The sequence below is a fragment of the Acinetobacter sp. NIPH 1852 genome (assembly GCF_022549455.1).
In the GTDB taxonomy this organism is placed as follows: Bacteria; Pseudomonadota; Gammaproteobacteria; order Pseudomonadales; family Moraxellaceae; genus Acinetobacter.
The window spans coordinates 125481-141776 of sequence record NZ_JAKZGG010000006.1 but is presented as its reverse complement, the minus strand read 5'-3'; the positions used below and the strand labels follow the sequence as shown (position 1 = coordinate 141776).

The 16296-nt window shown below is 40.3% G+C and carries 13 protein-coding genes; 8 read left to right on the top strand and 5 right to left on the bottom strand.

Annotated features, from left to right (window positions below):
• Positions 1–12 precede the first annotated feature (12 nt).
• From MMO38_RS06955 to MMO38_RS06935, 5 genes are all read left to right on the top strand, one after another.
• Entirely contained in the window at positions 13–813 is an 801-nt protein-coding gene (locus tag MMO38_RS06955; RefSeq protein ID WP_241323054.1) for an enoyl-CoA hydratase-related protein, read from the top strand.
• Between the two features lie 299 nt (positions 814–1112).
• Positions 1113–3965: a phosphoenolpyruvate--protein phosphotransferase gene (ptsP, locus tag MMO38_RS06950; protein ID WP_241323053.1), complete on the top strand. Its 2853-nt coding sequence runs from the start codon at positions 1113–1115 to the stop codon at positions 3963–3965.
• Entirely contained in the window at positions 3958–4908 is a 951-nt protein-coding gene (pfkB, locus tag MMO38_RS06945) for a 1-phosphofructokinase (RefSeq protein WP_241323052.1), read from the top strand. Before ptsP ends, pfkB begins: the two co-directional genes overlap by 8 nt.
• Entirely contained in the window at positions 4895–6616 is a 1722-nt protein-coding gene (locus tag MMO38_RS06940) for a fructose-specific PTS transporter subunit EIIC (protein ID WP_241323051.1), read from the top strand. Before pfkB ends, MMO38_RS06940 begins: the two co-directional genes overlap by 14 nt.
• A gap of 193 nt (positions 6617–6809) precedes the next feature.
• On the top strand, positions 6810–7574 hold the full coding sequence (locus MMO38_RS06935; protein ID WP_241323050.1) for a nitroreductase family protein: 765 nt from the start codon (positions 6810–6812) through the stop codon (positions 7572–7574).
• A 1-nt stretch (position 7575) separates the two neighbouring features.
• Here MMO38_RS06935 and MMO38_RS06930 read toward each other — a convergent pair whose 3' ends face one another.
• Both MMO38_RS06930 and MMO38_RS16645 read right to left on the bottom strand, forming a co-directional pair.
• Positions 7576–7890, bottom strand: a complete 315-nt coding sequence (locus tag MMO38_RS06930) for an NGG1p interacting factor NIF3 (protein ID WP_241323049.1) — start codon at positions 7888–7890, stop codon at positions 7576–7578.
• A 62-nt stretch (positions 7891–7952) separates the two neighbouring features.
• Positions 7953–8084: a KGW motif small protein gene (locus MMO38_RS16645; RefSeq protein WP_004668905.1), complete on the bottom strand. Its 132-nt coding sequence runs from the start codon at positions 8082–8084 to the stop codon at positions 7953–7955.
• A gap of 162 nt (positions 8085–8246) precedes the next feature.
• Here MMO38_RS16645 and MMO38_RS06925 point away from each other — a divergent pair, with 162 nt between their 5' ends.
• Entirely contained in the window at positions 8247–8840 is a 594-nt protein-coding gene (locus MMO38_RS06925) for a hypothetical protein (protein ID WP_241323048.1), read from the top strand.
• 4 nt (positions 8841–8844) lie between these two features.
• Here MMO38_RS06925 and MMO38_RS06920 read toward each other — a convergent pair whose 3' ends face one another.
• From MMO38_RS06920 to MMO38_RS06910, 3 genes are all read right to left on the bottom strand, one after another.
• The gene (locus MMO38_RS06920) at positions 8845–9255 is read right to left on the bottom strand and encodes an NUDIX domain-containing protein (RefSeq protein WP_241323083.1); all 411 of its coding nucleotides are present in this window, start codon (positions 9253–9255) and stop codon (positions 8845–8847) included.
• 70 nt (positions 9256–9325) lie between these two features.
• Positions 9326–13156 (bottom strand): phosphoribosylformylglycinamidine synthase, encoded by a 3831-nt coding sequence (purL, locus tag MMO38_RS06915; RefSeq protein ID WP_241323047.1) that lies wholly within the window; start codon positions 13154–13156, stop codon positions 9326–9328.
• Between the two features lie 396 nt (positions 13157–13552).
• The gene (locus MMO38_RS06910) at positions 13553–13957 is read right to left on the bottom strand and encodes an antitoxin YezG family protein (RefSeq protein ID WP_241323046.1); all 405 of its coding nucleotides are present in this window, start codon (positions 13955–13957) and stop codon (positions 13553–13555) included.
• 308 nt (positions 13958–14265) lie between these two features.
• On the opposite strand from MMO38_RS06910, the gene MMO38_RS06905 reads away from it, so the two are divergent.
• Positions 14266–15606, top strand: a complete 1341-nt coding sequence (locus MMO38_RS06905) for a deoxyguanosinetriphosphate triphosphohydrolase (RefSeq protein ID WP_004668910.1) — start codon at positions 14266–14268, stop codon at positions 15604–15606.
• A gap of 81 nt (positions 15607–15687) precedes the next feature.
• Positions 15688–16290, top strand: coding sequence for a Holliday junction branch migration protein RuvA (gene ruvA, locus MMO38_RS06900; RefSeq protein ID WP_004668911.1), 603 nt, complete (start codon positions 15688–15690; stop codon positions 16288–16290).
• Positions 16291–16296 lie beyond the last annotated feature (6 nt).

Below are 16296 nucleotides of genomic sequence, written 5' to 3'. Positions count from 1 at the left end.
AAGGATAGTACGATGACACTTAGCTGTATTCAACAACCTCATCCACATTTGCAAGCAAATTTAGAAGATGGCGTACTCACCTTAGCCATTAACCGCGCAGAAGCTAAAAATGCGCTTTATGGTGAGCTTTATCTTTGTATTGCACAAGCATTTGATGAAGCAGATACGGATAAAAATGTTCGTGTGGTCATTTTCCGTGGTGCAGAACAAGACTTTACTGCGGGTAATGATATGAAAGACTTCATGGGCTTTATTCAAAAGCCACATGAAGGTAAAGCTGGTGATCAACCACCATTTGTATTATTAAAAGCAGCTGCTCGTTTTTCTAAACCACTAATTATCGCTGTAAAAGGTGTAGCAATTGGTATTGGTGTTACGATTTTACTCCATGCTGATCTCGTATTTGCTGACAACACTGCCCTATTCCAAATTCCATTTGTGAGCCTAGGTTTGTCTCCTGAAGGTGCAGCAAGTCGTTTACTGGTTAAGCAAGCAGGCTATCAAAAAGCTGCTGAGCTGTTATTTACAGCAAAGAAATTTGATGCGGCTACTGCGGTAAAAGCAAACCTTGTGAATGATGTGGTTGAAGATGTATATGCAACTGCTCAACAAACAGCACAACATCTAGCTGCTCTACCATTGGCTTCAATCAAACAAACAAAAGCACTCATGAAAAAAGACCTTGCTGAAATCATCGCATGTGTCGATGAAGAAGCAGAAATCTTTATGCAGCGTGTACGCTCACCTGAAATGATGGAAGCAGTTCAAGCCTTTATGCAAAAGCGTAAGCCTGATTTTTCTCAGTTTAATTAAGTACAGTTGCACAAAGAACAACCTAAATAGATGTTTATAAAATGTATCATCAGGGAAATTTGTAAGATTTTCACCTCGATATCTTTTTGAGCATCTGTTAAAGTTTAAATTAAGAAGCTAAACCATGATTGTCTCGGACATGAAGTGGAAATTAGCTTCTTTTTTTTATCTTTGACGTGCGCTGTTGACCGCTGGTACGGCTGCATGTGACATAAACGGTTACTCTAAAAATATCTTTGTTGATAGGTCTGAGCGTGGCCTTAACAGAGACTATTATTTTCATCACCAAAGGATGTTTTATGTTTGTACTTGAACCACAACATGTACATATGAATCAATCTGCTAAGGATAAGGCAGAAGCACTCGAATGTTTAGCCAATATTTTGGTTCAAGATCAATTAGTCAAATCAGATTATTTATCTGGATTACATGCACGTGAAGCCCAAAGTGCAACCTATTTGGGTCAAGGGATCGCGATCCCTCATGGCACCCCCCAATCCCGTGAATTTATTTTAGAAACAGGGATTCGCTTGGCACATTTTCCTGAAGGTGTGGTTTGGGATGGTGAAAACACAGTTTATTTGGCAGTTGTCATTGCCGCAAAGTCTGATGAGCATTTACAAGTTTTACAAATTCTGACTCGTGCACTTTCTCAAGAGGTTTCAGATCAAGTCCAACACGCCAAAAGTGCAGCGCAAATTATTGAGATTTTACAGGCTCAACCTGAAACACTGGTTTTGCATGAAAATTTGATCGAAACTCAAATTCAAGCGACTGATATTGACGATTTCTTATGGTCAGCAAATAAATTACTCAAACAACAAAAATTAGTTGAAGCAGGTTTCATTAGCCAACTTGATCCCAAAAATCTCATCCAAATCCAAGATACGCTTTGGTCTATTTCAGCGAAAAATTATGTTTCACAATCTGCGGTCAGTATTGTCAAGGCAGATCAAGCTATTGATTTTAAAAACGGTCAAATTCAAACTTTGATTTGTATTGCACAACATGAACAATTAAATTACCCACAATTACAACGTTTGCTGGATTTATTATTTCAACCACAAATCCAGCAACAACTCAGTGATCAGCATCATCGCCAAGACATTGCTAAGCTCGTAGGTGCAGAAACAATTCCAGATTGGCCATCACAAAGTATTATTCTGGCAAATGCTCACGGACTGCATGCCCGCCCTGCGACTCAACTTGTCAATCTTACCAAAACCTATCAAGGTGATATTCGAGTTGCTGTTGATGGTGGACAATTTATTTCAGCCAAAAGCTTAACTAAGTTGCTCGCGCTTGGTTGTAAATATGGTCAAACACTTACTTTCATTGCTGAACCAAATACTGATGCTGTTGAGGGACTCACGATCATTCTTCAAGCCGTTCAACAAGGTTTAGGTGAAGAAGTCGAAGCCATTGAAGAAAAAGTAGCGACTCAACAAATCTCAAGCATTGATTTTGAAGAAAGTACCGTAACACCAACCATAGGAATAGCAGCATCGACAGGTCTCGCTTTTGGTCCAGCGCATGTAATCAATCCTAAACATTTTCAATATGAACGTTTTGGAAATAATGTTAAGGCAGAAAAGGAAAAACTAGAAATTGCGCTGCATAGTGTTAAAAACACCCTTCATCAACTGATTGCAAAGACTGAAGCCAATGAGATTAAACAGATCTTCATGGCACATCTGGAAATATTGGATGATCCTGACCTGATCCAACAAGTTCACCAAGCACTGAATCAGAACCTAACTGCCCCAACTGCATGGTACGAATATATTGAAAAAGCAGCTCAAGCCCAAGCTGCTTTACCTGATCGATTACTCGCTGAACGTGCTGCAGATTTGCGTGATATTGGAGACAAAGTCTTAGCAGTTTTATGTGATGAAGTGGCGGTTCAAGAACCTGATCAACCCTATATTTTAATCATGCATGATGTTGGGCCAAGTGATGTCGCTCGTCTGAATAAAGACCGTGTAGCAGGTATTCTGACTGCTGTGGGTGGTGCAAGTGCACATAGTGCGATTGTTGCCCGTGCTTTGGGGATTCCTGCGGTTGTGGGTGCAAGTAAAGCGGTATTAGATATTGCTCCACATACAACGGTGTTGATTAATGGAGATACAGGTGCATTTGAAATCAATCCATCTCAAGCACAAATTGACCACGCCATTCATGAACGTGAACTGCAACATCAACGTCGCCATGAAGCAGAGCAACATTGTCACGAGCCAGCAATTACCTTAGATCAGCACCAAGTCGAAGTAGCAGCCAATCTTGGTAAAATTTTAGATACTGAAAAAGCGGTGAACTACGGTGCAGAAGCAATTGGTTTATTACGCACTGAACTCGTCTTTATGGCACATCGCCAAGCACCTGACGAAGACGTACAAGAAAAAGAATACCGCCATGTATTAGATACCTTGGCCGGTCGACCTTTGGTAGTCCGTACTTTAGATGTCGGTGGTGATAAACCGTTACCTTACTTACCGATAGATGCTGAGGAAAACCCCTTCTTGGGTGTGCGTGGTATCCGTTTAACCTTACGTAAACCACAATTTTTACGTCAGCAACTCACGGCATTGGTTCGTGCTGCGGATGATCGCCCTTTAAGAATCATGTTCCCGATGGTCGGACGTATTGAAGAATGGCGCGCTGCTAAAGCAATTTTAGATGAGGTTTTACTCAAGTATCCCTGCCCAAATCTCGAAGTCGGTATTATGATTGAGGTTCCATCAGCCGCATTAATCGCGCCCTTGCTTGCAAAAGAAGTCGACTTTTTCAGTATTGGTACCAATGACTTAACCCAATACACGTTAGCGATCGATCGCGGGCATCCTGTTTTATCTGCCGAAGCTGATGGCCTGCACCCAAGTATTTTAATGTTAATTGATCAAACTGTACGTGCAGCCCATGCGAATAAAAAATGGGTCGGTGTCTGTGGTGAGCTTGCAGCCGATCCCAAAGCTGTGCCTATTTTACTGGGTTTAGGTGTGGATGAACTCAGTATGTCAGCGTCCAGTATTCCGCTAGTGAAAGCACAAATTCGTCAGCTTAATTTTGCTGACTGCCAACAGCTTGCCCAACACGCACTCAAATGTGAAAGTGCGCCTGCCGTTCGATCATTCGTGGAGCAAACACATGGCTAAAATTTTAACCATTACCCTCAACCCTGCCATTGATGCCACTATCGAACTTGAACAGTTACGTATTGGCGAAGTCAATCGTCAGCAGAACATTCTATACCACGCCGCAGGTAAAGGGCTCAATGTTGCTCAAGTGCTACATGATTTAGGGCATGAGTTAATTGTGTCTGGTTTTTTAGGTACAAAAAATCAAGCGCTCTTTAAACAGCATTTTCAAGCGATGCAGTTTGATGACCAATTTATCTATATTGAGGGTGAAACTCGCCAAAACATCAAAATTGCTGAACAGTCTGGACGAATGACCGATATTAATGGTCAAGGCTTTCAAGTGTCTACCGAAGATAAACAAGCATTGTTCAAACGTATTCAACAATGTAGCGACTCAGTAGATTATGTCGTGATTGCGGGTAGCCTACCGTTGGGCTTTGGCGTGGATGATTTAAAACAGCTCATGCAAATCCTACACATACAAAACAAACCTGTTGCTGTAGACACAAGTGGAAAAGCTTTAACTGCTGCGATCGCCATGAATCCGTGGATGATCAAACCAAATACCGATGAATTACAAGAAAGTTTTGGGGTGTCTGTTGAAAGTCTTGAAGATCAACGACAATTATTCAAATCACTCAATTCTCAAATTGAACATATCGTCATTTCAATGGGTGAACATGGCGTACATTGGCTTCATCAAAACAAAGCTTATGCTGCACAACCACCTCAAGTACATGTGAAAAGTACTGTAGGTGCTGGAGATTCCCTTTTGGCTGGCATGATTCATGGACTAGCGAACCAGTTATCGACAGACGATATCCTAGCAACAGCAACGGCAATTGCCAGTCATGCCGTAACTCAGGTGGGCTTTCGTGTTCCAACCCCTGAACTTTTAGCTGATTTAAAACAACACACAACGATCAAAACCTTGAGTGAATCTGATGCAAACCCTTAACTCTCTCTTATTGGTCATCAATCATCCTCAAAATCCTGTTGATGCATTGATTCTGACAAAAAAATTGGCGCAACTTGCGAAACAACAAGGTTTTGAAAGTCATACCATTTCAGTAAAAGATCAAATTCCTGACATTGCATTTAATAAAGTTATTTTTATTGGTCAGACACCGACTCAACTTGACCCATTTAAAGCCTATCCAATCGTCACTATTTCACTGGAACAAGCGAACCAAGATATTCAGCAGGCCTTTCAATACGCTTTAGCGCATGCACAACCAATTGATCGACTAAAAGCTGAAACTCAACTGAACAACACTCAGCAAGCTCAACATTTTGTTGCGATTACCGCTTGCCCAACGGGTGTTGCTCATACGTTTATGGCTGCCGAAGCATTACAACAAGGTGCAAATAGACTTGGCTACCAGATTGATGTTGAAACACAAGGCTCTGTAGGTGCAAAAAATATCCTCACGGATGAAGCCATTGCCGCAGCTGACATTGTTATTCTGGCGACTGATATTGAAGTGAATACCGATCGTTTTGTGGGGAAACGTGTTTATCGTTGTAGTACAGGCTTTGCGCTTAAACAAACAGATAAAACATTTGCCGAAGCAATCAGTGAAGCGGCCGTTCTTGAATCATCCAAACAAAGTAAACAAACGGCAGAAAATAAAAGCCAAGAAAAAACTGGCGTTTATAAGCACCTACTGACAGGTGTGTCTTTCATGCTGCCTATGGTCGTGGCAGGTGGGCTTTTAATTGCGCTATCACTTTGCTTCGGTCTTAATGCAGCGGAAGAAACAGGAAGCTTAGCTTATATACTAAAACAAATCGGTGCAGCCGCATTCACCTTAATGGTGCCAATGCTGTCGGGTTATATTGCCTATTCAATTGCTGACCGTCCTGGTTTAGCGCCTGGCTTGATTGGTGGATTAATTGCCACACAACTTGACGCTGGTTTTCTTGGTGGTATCGTTTCAGGTTTCCTCGCAGGTTACATTGCCCTATTTCTCGCCAAGAAAATTAAATTGCCAACCAGTTTAGAGTCATTGAAACCTATTCTGATCATTCCACTTTTAGGCACACTATCAGTAGGTCTGATTATGTACTATGTGGTTGGACAGCCAGTCGCACATATCTTTGAAATGATGAAAGATTTCCTCAACAATATGGGCACAACCAATGCTGTTTTGATGGGCATCGTACTCGCATCAATGATGTGTATTGATTTGGGTGGTCCAATTAATAAAGCAGCTTATGCCTTTACCGTAGGGCTACTCACCACAAATACCTATATGCCAATGGCGGCGACCATGGCTGGCGGTATGGTTCCCGCCATTGGTATGGCGATTGCAACTTTGTTAGCAAAAAATAAATTCAATCAAAGTGAACGTGATGCTGGCAAAGCTGCCTTTGTACTAGGTCTATGTTTTATTTCGGAAGGTGCAATTCCCTTTGCAGCTAAAGATCCAATGCGTGTGATTCCAGCTTGTATTTTAGGTGGTGCTGTTACGGGTGCATTGGTCGCCTTATTCCACTGTGAATTGGTTACACCACATGGCGGCGTATTTGTTTTACTTATTCCAAATGCGATTAATCATGCGTGGCTGTACCTCGCTGCAATTACAGCGGGTAGCTGTATTACAGGAATCAGTTATGCATTACTCAAACGTCCAGAACCAAAACTAGAAACTGCAACGGCTTAATCTTCATATCATTCCTGATTTTAAAAGTAAGTTATTCCACTTGAGTAACTTGCTTCTTTATTTAGATTTTTTTTGATTCTAAAAAATTTAATGATTCAATATTTTTATAAAAAAGTAACTTGTTCACTTCATCAGTTGGTTTTTGTCGGAATGTCCCAATAGAAGAATAAATATTTAGGAAAATATCGAACTCATGACAACCCAAAAAACGTCTTCCGAAAAAAAACGCTATTACGAACCTGCGCCACAAGACATTGATGTTGCCAACTTCCGCAAAGTCGTTGAAAGCCGCCGTTCAGTACGTAAATTTACCGATAAACCGATTCCAAGCGAAATTTTAGATGAATGTTTGGATTTGGCATTGCTTGCGCCCAACTCATCGAATTTACAACCTTGGACGTTTTACGTTGTGCAAAATCCAGCCAAGAAAAAACAACTGGTCAAAGCATGTTTAAACCAACTTGCGGCGAAAACAGCACCTGAATTGATCGTATGTGTTGCTCGTACAGATCGCGTTGATGAAATGGCAAAACTGAATATCACTGAGTTCCCTTTCCCTGAAGCACCACCTGCTGTACAAAAGTATTATCGTTTTATTCCATATAACTATAAAACTGGTTACTTCAATGCATTGGGTAATTTTAAGAAAGTTGCATTTAAGGTTGCACGCACACTCGATAAACAACTTCCTGTGACTGCATTTAACTCTGCCGATGCAAAACTATGGGCGACTAAAACGACCGCTTTAGCATGTGAAAATTTTGTATTGGCATTACGTGCCTATGGTTTTGATAGTTGTATGATGGAAGGATTCGATGAGCCTATGGTCCGTAAAATCTTAAACCTAAGTGATCAACAACATCCAGTGATGGTGATTAGCGCAGGTGAACGAGCAGAAGATGGTGTGTTCTTCCCGCAGTACCGCTTTGACCGTGACCTATTTATTCAAAAAGTTTAAATTATTCAATATCTAATATTTGGATAAACTCAAAGGCAGGCTCTTCATAAGGATGGCTTGTCTTTAATGCTTTGGCGACAGCACTGGCTTTTTTTTCTGAGACAATCGTTTCAACACGCCATTCTTCGAGTTGTTCTAATTCATCTAACTGCCCTAAAAATGGATTTGCACCTTTAACGGGCTTAAACTGCCCTATGCCTTTCACTTGCCACGCGCAGTGTTCATAATTCCCTATTCCACCTGCACCAACTGAAAATATGGCTTGTTTGGTTGATTCTAGGTGTGATTCAGGGACATAGTAGATGAGTTTTAGCATATGTTTAGCAGCTTTTATCTTTACGAATTTAGCTAGATCATAGCCTTAAAAATAAAGAAAAATCAAAGTGAAATATTCATCACAAGATAACTCACTAAGATAAATAAAATTTGGATGACGATGGTTAAACCAAACCAAAACCAACCTTTGTCTTTGCTATAGATGATTCTTATGTGATTTTCGTTTTTCATCATGTTGTTCTCCGATTTTTATGATCATTATTGAGAAAGCAAAAATTGAACCAGTTTTTTAAAAGTAAAATTGATATGAAACTATACTCATAAAAATTTTACTTCTTAAATTAGCTATGCCAAATTATATTAATAATATATTACTAAATTCTTCGATTTCAAAATATGAGCAACTCATTTCAATCGCAATGGGATCAGTTCTATCCCAACAAACTCCCATTTTCTCACTTACTTAAGCACTACTTTCCACAATTATGGTTCAGAATTCATAGCTTACCCGAATCAAAAAGATATGCAAATACGACCGAAGAATATGAACTACTCCTAAATCGACACAATGAAATTATTACAGACTGCTTCGGGGAAAATGCCTTTATCTTTATAGTTTCGGGTCATTATTTCAGTCAATCTTCCAATAATGAAACTTATGATCCTGCATTTATTCTCTTCTATCCATTTCATGAAGAAAAAGCCATTAATCTAAAACAAGTAAATCCTGAAGATTTTGATGAAGAAGATGAAGATCGCTTTTTTAGACCATATTCTGTAGAAACAATTTGGCAACCGAATACTCACAATGAGTTATTAAAAAAAATCGCTGATGATGAAGTTCGCGCTTTTATGGTTTCTTTTGAGCAGAACATCATTGTTGCTCCCTATGATGGTGGTATTGATTTTATTATTTTTAATGATGCAAAAAGAAATGCTTTAAGAGATAAATACACGGATTGGCTTTCGCCAAGAGAAGATGGGCTATAGGATATTAAAATAAATCTTGTTTTTCCTTAATAAAACCTAAGGCCTCTTGAAACGTTATATGCCAATTATCATCTGGCTGTTGGTATAAAGGATGCCAGAAAAATTCAAAATCTAAACCGCCACCATCCTGACAATGATGTATCCACATCTCTGGCATCTCAGTTCTTATTTGACATACATAAAAATACCAATCTTGTCGACTCAATTTAACTGCAAGATTTCCAATAAACTTTGGATTTGGTTCAGCCACTAATCCAGATTCTTCAAATAGCTCTCTGACAGCAGCTTGTTCATACGGCTCATCTCGCTCTATTGTACCTTTCACTAATTGAATTCCAGCAAGTGGATGCTGAAAAGCTAATATTTCTAAACCTTGATCAGAGCTTCTAATCACAACTGGAACTATTTTTTTCATCATTTTTATCGCAAAAAAATAAGCCACCTTTAATTTATAAACTAAAGGTGGCTCTTATGATTAAGTCACATCAACCAATAAATTTACGGGCATTGCGGAACATACGCAACCAAGCACCATCTTCAGCCCAATCTTCAGGCTTCCAAGAATGCTGTAAAGCACGGAAGTTACGCTCTGGATGCGGCATCATCACTGTCGCACGACCATCTTTAGAGGTTAAACCTGTAATCGCTTCAGGTGAACCATTCGGGTTCAATGGATAGTGCTGAGTTGGATTACCCAAGCTATCCACATAACGTAACACCACTTGGTTCTCAGCATTTAAAGCTGCAAGTTGTTGTTCAGTTGCAACTAAACGACCTTCACCATGCGCAACCGCAATCGGTAAAATTGAACCTTGCATATCTTCAAGCAAGACAGATACCGATTTCTCTACACGAACATTGACTGCACGCGCTTCAAATACCTCTGACATGTTGCGATGGAAACGTCCCCAATGCTCTGCACCCGGAATCAATGGCGCAAGTTGAGAGATCATTTGACAGCCGTTACACACACCTAAGCTGAAGGTATCTTCACGATGGAAGAATTGTTCAAACTGATCACGTAGTTTCGCGTTGAACAATACTGATTTAGCCCAACCACCACCAGCACCCATTACGTCACCGTATGAGAAACCGCCACATGCCACTAAGCCTTCAAAATCACTTAAGCTCACACGACCAGCAAGTAAGTCACTCATATGCACGTCGATGGTATTGAAACCGACTTTATCAAAAGCAGCCGCCATTTCAACATGACCGTTGACACCTTGCTCACGCAAGATCGCCATACTTGGACGACGTGTATTGATAAATGGCGCTTCTACAGGCTCATTTAAGTCATAAGTTGCTTGTGCAATTAAACCTTTGTGGTTTGGATCTGCAATTAAGGCAAACTCTTGATCAGCAGTTTCAACGTTATCACGTAAACGCTGGATCTGATGTGATACTTCAGCCCATGCTTGTTGTAATTCAGCACGTTCTAAAGTTAAACCATTTACAACCAATTGATCAGTTGTGTTCACGCGACCAACAACAGCGATGGCATCTTTCAAACTTGACGCTGCAACTTCTGATTCTAATTGTGCCCAATCAGCAGCAGTGATTTGTAGAACTGCACCAATTTCTTCAGCAAATAAGCTTTCAGTTGATTGATTTTCTAGAGCAACACCTAAGCGTGAAGCAAACATCATTTCAGCAACAGTCGCTAATAAACCACCATCACCGATGTCATGGTAAGCCTTGATCAAACCACGATTGTTCCAATCTTGAATCAATGCAAAGAATGCTTTGAAGTCATCAAAACTATCGACATCAGGGGTAACAGAACCGATTGCTTTATATACTTGCGCAAGAATCGAACCACCTAGGCGGAACTGACCTTTAGACAGATCAATGCGAACCAATACTGAATCAGCGATATTTTTTAATTCAGGTGTTAGTGTTTTACGTACATCTAACACTGGTGCAAATGCAGTGATCACGCCTGTCATTGGAGAAGTTACGGCTTTGTCTTCACCATCATTCCAAGTAGTACGCATGGAAAGTGAGTCTTTACCAACTGGAATGGCGATGCCCAATGCAGGACACATTTCCATACCAATCGCTTTCACCCCTTCAAACAACGCTTGGTCTTCACCTTTTTGACCAGCAGCAGCCATCCAGTTTGCAGAAAGTTTGATATCACTGATTTGTTCAATGTTGGCACATGCAATATTGGTAATCGCTTCAGCAACTGCTAAACGAGCAGATGCAGCAGGGTTTAACAATGCAACTGGTGGACGTTCGCCCATTGCCATTGCTTCACCTGTGAAGCCTTGTAAGCTCGTTGTGGTTACTGCTGCATCTGCAACAGGAACTTGCCAACGACCCACCATTTGGTCACGTGCAACCATACCTGTAATCGAACGGTCACCAATGGTGATCAAGAATGATTTAGACGCAACAGTTGGATTCTTCAATACGCGGAAGATCGCATCCTTCAAATCAACTTTTGATGCATCAAAGTCAGTGCCTTTACGTTCAATGGTTTCATACGCACGTTGCATACGTGGCGTACCACCCAACATCACTTGCATCGGGATATCGACTGCATTGTTTTCAAACAATGGATCTTCAACTGTTAAATGACGTGCTTCTGTCGCTTCACCCAATACAGCAAACGGACAACGTTCACGTGCACAGATTGATTCAAATTGTGCCAAAGACTCTGGGCGAATCGCAAGTACATAACGTTCTTGCGCTTCATTTGACCAGATTTCCATTGGGCTCATGCCCGGCTCTAATGATGGAATCTTACGAAGATTGAGCACCGCACCTAACTCGTGATCGTTCACAAGTTCAGGCATTGCATTTGATAAACCACCCGCACCGACATCATGTACAGAAACGATTGGGTTGAAGTCTTCTAAACGCCAGCACGTATCAATCACTTCTTGGCAACGGCGTTCCATTTCTGGGTTTTCACGTTGTACTGAAGCGAAATCAAGGCTCTCACCCATGGTACCACTGTCTACAGAAGATGCAGCACCACCACCTAGACCGATCAACATTGCTTGACCACCCAATACAATGAGTAAGTCACCTGGTTGAATCGCATCTTTTTCCACATGGTCTGGACGGATATTACCGTAACCACCTGCGATCATGATTGGTTTGTGGAAGCCTTTCACTTCACCATTTACATTCTGTTCGAAAGTACGGAAATAACCATTCAGCGCAGGACGACCGAATTCATTGTTAAATGCCGCGCCGCCCAATGGACCTTCAATCATAATTTGTAATGGCGATGCCATACGTGAAGGTTTGCCGTAGTTCTCTTCCCAAGGCTGTTCAAAGCCCGGAATATTTAAGTTAGAAACCGTAAAGCCTGTTAAACCTGCTTTAGGTTTACCACCACGACCTGTCGCACCTTCGTCACGAATTTCACCGCCTGAACCTGTTGCCGCACCAGCGAATGGAGAAATTGCGGTCGGATGGTTGTGGGTTTCAACCTTCATTAAGATGTGAGCTGCTTGGCTCTTATATTTATATACGAAGTGACCATTTTCATCCGCTTTTGGATAAAAACGCATGGTGTCATAACCGACGATCACAGAAGCATTATCTTTATAAGCTGATAACACATCGTTCGGAGATTCTTTATAGGTGTTCTTAATCATTTGGAACAATGACAATGGTTGTTTCTCACCATCAACTGTCCATTCAGAACCAAAGATTTTATGACGACAATGTTCAGAGTTTGCCTGTGCAAACATCATCAATTCGATGTCGTTTGGATTACGACCCAACTTAGAAAATGCTGCGACTAAGTAATCAATTTCTTCATCAGAGAGCGCAAAACCAAATTCATTATTGGCTTTAACTAGTGCGTCTTTGCCTTGACCCAAAATATCAATCGAGTTCAACGGTTTTGGTGCAGTTTCAGAAAACAGTGCAGTTGCATCTTCAATTTGAGTAAAAACATTTTCTGTCATGCGGTCATGTAATGCCAATTTCACTTCGTTCGAAATCTCTTTTACCCCTTTTAAGGTAAATAAAAGACCACGCTCTAAACGATGAATTGGAGTATTACAGTTTTGGAAAATATCGGTTGCTTTAGATGACCACGGCGAGATTGTGCCGACACGTGGTGTTACTAAAATCTGGATTTCATCACTTGCAGCTTGGCGAAGTTCAAAAGATTGACCATCGTTTAAAAGTTGTAATGCCGATTGATACTGCTGCTCGTTGAGCGCTTGATCAAACAAATAAACCCACTGGCTGTCAAAAGATTGAACAGAACTCATTGACGTTAAACGGTTTAAGAGTTGAGCTTTCTTAAAAGAAGAATGTGCTGATGCACCGGCCACGATAAACATGTTGACTTTGGCTCCACGGGCAGATCGAACAGACCTACCGCAATGTGACTTATGAAAGAGCGCATATTCTACTGTGAAAGGCTCTTTTCAGCTAGCCATATCTAGCTTTAAATAATCAAAATTTGTTTGATAACGGCCTACTGCTCTTCTAGTAAAGCTTGATAAGTAGATGAATTACATAAATAGACTTTTTTATTTAGATAGAAATACAAACTTACGATCTTATTTTTTCAGCTTTACAACGCCATATCGATTTCACCGTTCCACCGAATATACTGTACAGCGAGGCAACTCAGTATATAAGTTTCCCAAAAATATATTTTAAAATCAAATATCTAAAAGCAAACATTACTTCCCACATGACCAGTAAGGGAGCAACAAGGTAATAAAATATACTTAATTCATCTCAGCTAAAGCATCAAGCTTTTCTCTATATTGATTTGTTTTATTATCTAAAAGTGGAGTATCTGCATAGTAAAACTGAGTTATGTATTTACCATTTTGATCAATAGCCACACCAAAGCCACTCCATATTTCTGCATTTTCTTCCGAGTATACGAATAGCGCATCTACAGCTTCAAATAACTCTACTGATGACTTCAAAGGTGGTCCCTTAGAATTATTATGAGGTATCTTTTCATTTCCCAACCAACATCCGGCAATAGCTTTACTTCTTAACCCAATTTTTTCATCTCGAAGTCGCTCTGTATAATATACAATCTTTGACCAATTAACTGGAGCCACATAAATGATTTCATTTACAATAACATTAACCAATTGAGCTCTTGTTAAAAAATTCATTTTTAGCCACCTGCTCTATTTTTCAAATCTGATACGTTTCCACTCATCATTTGATCTCTAAAAAATTACCACAAAGCTATCAAGTCTTGATTTAAAATTATTGCCTCGTTCCACCGTTATGCAGTGGAATGTCCAACTGGTTTATCTTTTAGCAAAAACAACTATTTTCACTTCAAGATCTATATTTACAACACAGTAATACTAACGCAGGTACAAAGAATATTAAACGCCAAACAATGTCGCTCTACCCTAGTGCTTTGATATTTTTTTTGGCATGATGATCGTGAATAGATAGTGAATCATGATACATGGAACAAATGCGTTGGTTGGAATTGCTTTCTGCAATTCGTTTAGGTAGTAAAAAAAGCAGTTCAGAATTGGCTCGAAGTCCATTTCATAAAGATTATGACAGAATTATATTTTCCCAAAGTTTTCGTCAACTGAATAGAAAAACACAGGTTCACCCGCTTACCCAACACGATGGTATCCATACTCGTTTAACCCATTCACTGGAAGTGTCCTGTATCGGACGCTCTCTAGGCATGCTCGCTGCGGAAAAGATTAAAGATGAACTACCTGTATGGATTTCGCCTGCGGATGTCGGTGCAATTATTCAAGCAGCCTGTCTAGCCCATGATATTGGCAACCCACCTTTTGGACATGCGGGCGAATATGCTATTCGAGAATGGTTTGATGATGCATCACATCGAGACTTTCTTACAAAATTGACTCCAGAAGAAGCCGCCGATGTACGTCAATTCGAAGGTAATGCGCAAGGTCTTCGCCTATTGAGTCGTATTGATTACCATCCTGACGATGGTGGCATGCGCCTCACTTGTGCCACTTTAGGGGCTTATCTTAAATATCCGTGGTTATCCAAAACCATTGAAGCACAAGGTGATATTCCATCTCACCAAAGAGCAAAATTTGGTTGTTATCAATCAGAAAAAGAGATCTTAAAACAGCTTGCTGAACAACTAGGATTAATCCAACTCGGTGAATATCATTATTGTCGCCATCCATTGACTTATTTATTAGAAGCCGCAGATGACATCTGCTATGCGCTGATTGATTTAGAAGATGGCATTATTTTAAACATGTTGGACTATGATGAAGTCGAACCCATATTTCTGAATTTAATCGCCGACTTTGGTCGTCCCGAAGAGTTGTATTTACCCCACACCACATGGCAACAAAAAATCGCAGCTTTACGTGGACGTGTCATGAAACGTTTAGTCGAAGAAGTCAGTTCAGCATTTGCCAAGCATCATTATGAAATCTTGACAGGTCAGCTCAAAGGTAGCCTTTTACAATATTGTTCACCTGATATCGAAGCAGGCATTCAAACTGCAAAAAATCTTGCCCGAGATCGAATCTTTGAACATCCACAAAAATCAGGTTTGGAAATTATTGCACATCAAAGCTTACAAACGATTTTAGATGCTTTTGTTCCATTGACCATGCCACATAAGAGCTTAAGTTTTAAAGAGCAGCGTTTGCTTTCGATTTTGCAGCACTCTGGGGCAAATTTCCAAAGCAATCATTATCAAAATATTATGCAGGTCTTGGATATTATTAGTAAGTTCTCTGACCACCAAGCCTATAGTTTGGCACAAGAGCTGAAAGGCAATAAAATAGGTTTCTTTTAGTGATCCAGATTAACCTGTGTAAGATTCGTTTTGCTTTTATCCTACAAACTCAATCATTTATAAAATAGTGAAATATACCTCATGATCGGATGTTTAATTGGCGAAGTGTTTGCCTTAGAAGCCCCAACTGTATTACTGAATGTAAATGGTGTCGGCTATGAAATAGATACCCCTCTTTCGACATTTTGCCAATTACAAAAAGGACAGAAAGTGACTTTATGGACGCATTTGGTGGTTCGTGAAGATGCACAACAACTCTATGGTTTTATTGATACCAATGAAAAAACCATTTTTCGCACCTTACTTAAAGTCAATGGCGTTGGCCCTAAAATGGCGCTCGGTATTCTTTCAACCTTGAGTGTGGATATGCTGATACATACCGTTGAAAATGGTGATGTCAAAACATTGGTGAAAGTCCCTGGTGTCGGCGCGAAGACTGCTGAACGCTTGATGATTGAACTACGTGATCGTTTCAAAGCATTTTCAACTCATACGACTTCGAATAACTCTGCATCAACTCAAATACAATTCACTGGAAACTCTGCTGTTGCTGAAGCTGAAGCTGCTTTACAATCATTAGGCTATAAACCACTTGAAGCTCAAAAACTGATTCAATCTGTTAAAGCCGAATTTACCGAAGCGAGTGATATCATCCGTGCTGCGCTTAAATCATTAAATAAATAAAGATAG

Coding starts and splice junctions, on each gene's coding strand:
- pfkB (WP_241323052.1), top strand. CDS start 3,958: ATGGCTAAAATTTTAACCATTACCCTCAACCCTGCCATTGATGCCACT.
- MMO38_RS06940 (WP_241323051.1), top strand. CDS start 4,895: ATGCAAACCCTTAACTCTCTCTTATTGGTCATCAATCATCCTCAAAAT.
- MMO38_RS06910 (WP_241323046.1), bottom strand. CDS start 13,957: ATGAATTTTTTAACAAGAGCTCAATTGGTTAATGTTATTGTAAATGAA.
- MMO38_RS06955 (WP_241323054.1), top strand. CDS start 13: ATGACACTTAGCTGTATTCAACAACCTCATCCACATTTGCAAGCAAAT.
- ptsP (WP_241323053.1), top strand. CDS start 1,113: ATGTTTGTACTTGAACCACAACATGTACATATGAATCAATCTGCTAAG.
- MMO38_RS06930 (WP_241323049.1), bottom strand. CDS start 7,890: ATGCTAAAACTCATCTACTATGTCCCTGAATCACACCTAGAATCAACC.
- MMO38_RS06905 (WP_004668910.1), top strand. CDS start 14,266: ATGGAACAAATGCGTTGGTTGGAATTGCTTTCTGCAATTCGTTTAGGT.
- MMO38_RS06920 (WP_241323083.1), bottom strand. CDS start 9,255: ATGAAAAAAATAGTTCCAGTTGTGATTAGAAGCTCTGATCAAGGTTTA.
- MMO38_RS06925 (WP_241323048.1), top strand. CDS start 8,247: ATGAGCAACTCATTTCAATCGCAATGGGATCAGTTCTATCCCAACAAA.
- purL (WP_241323047.1), bottom strand. CDS start 13,156: ATGTTTATCGTGGCCGGTGCATCAGCACATTCTTCTTTTAAGAAAGCT.
- ruvA (WP_004668911.1), top strand. CDS start 15,688: ATGATCGGATGTTTAATTGGCGAAGTGTTTGCCTTAGAAGCCCCAACT.
- MMO38_RS16645 (WP_004668905.1), bottom strand. CDS start 8,084: ATGATGAAAAACGAAAATCACATAAGAATCATCTATAGCAAAGACAAA.
- MMO38_RS06935 (WP_241323050.1), top strand. CDS start 6,810: ATGACAACCCAAAAAACGTCTTCCGAAAAAAAACGCTATTACGAACCT.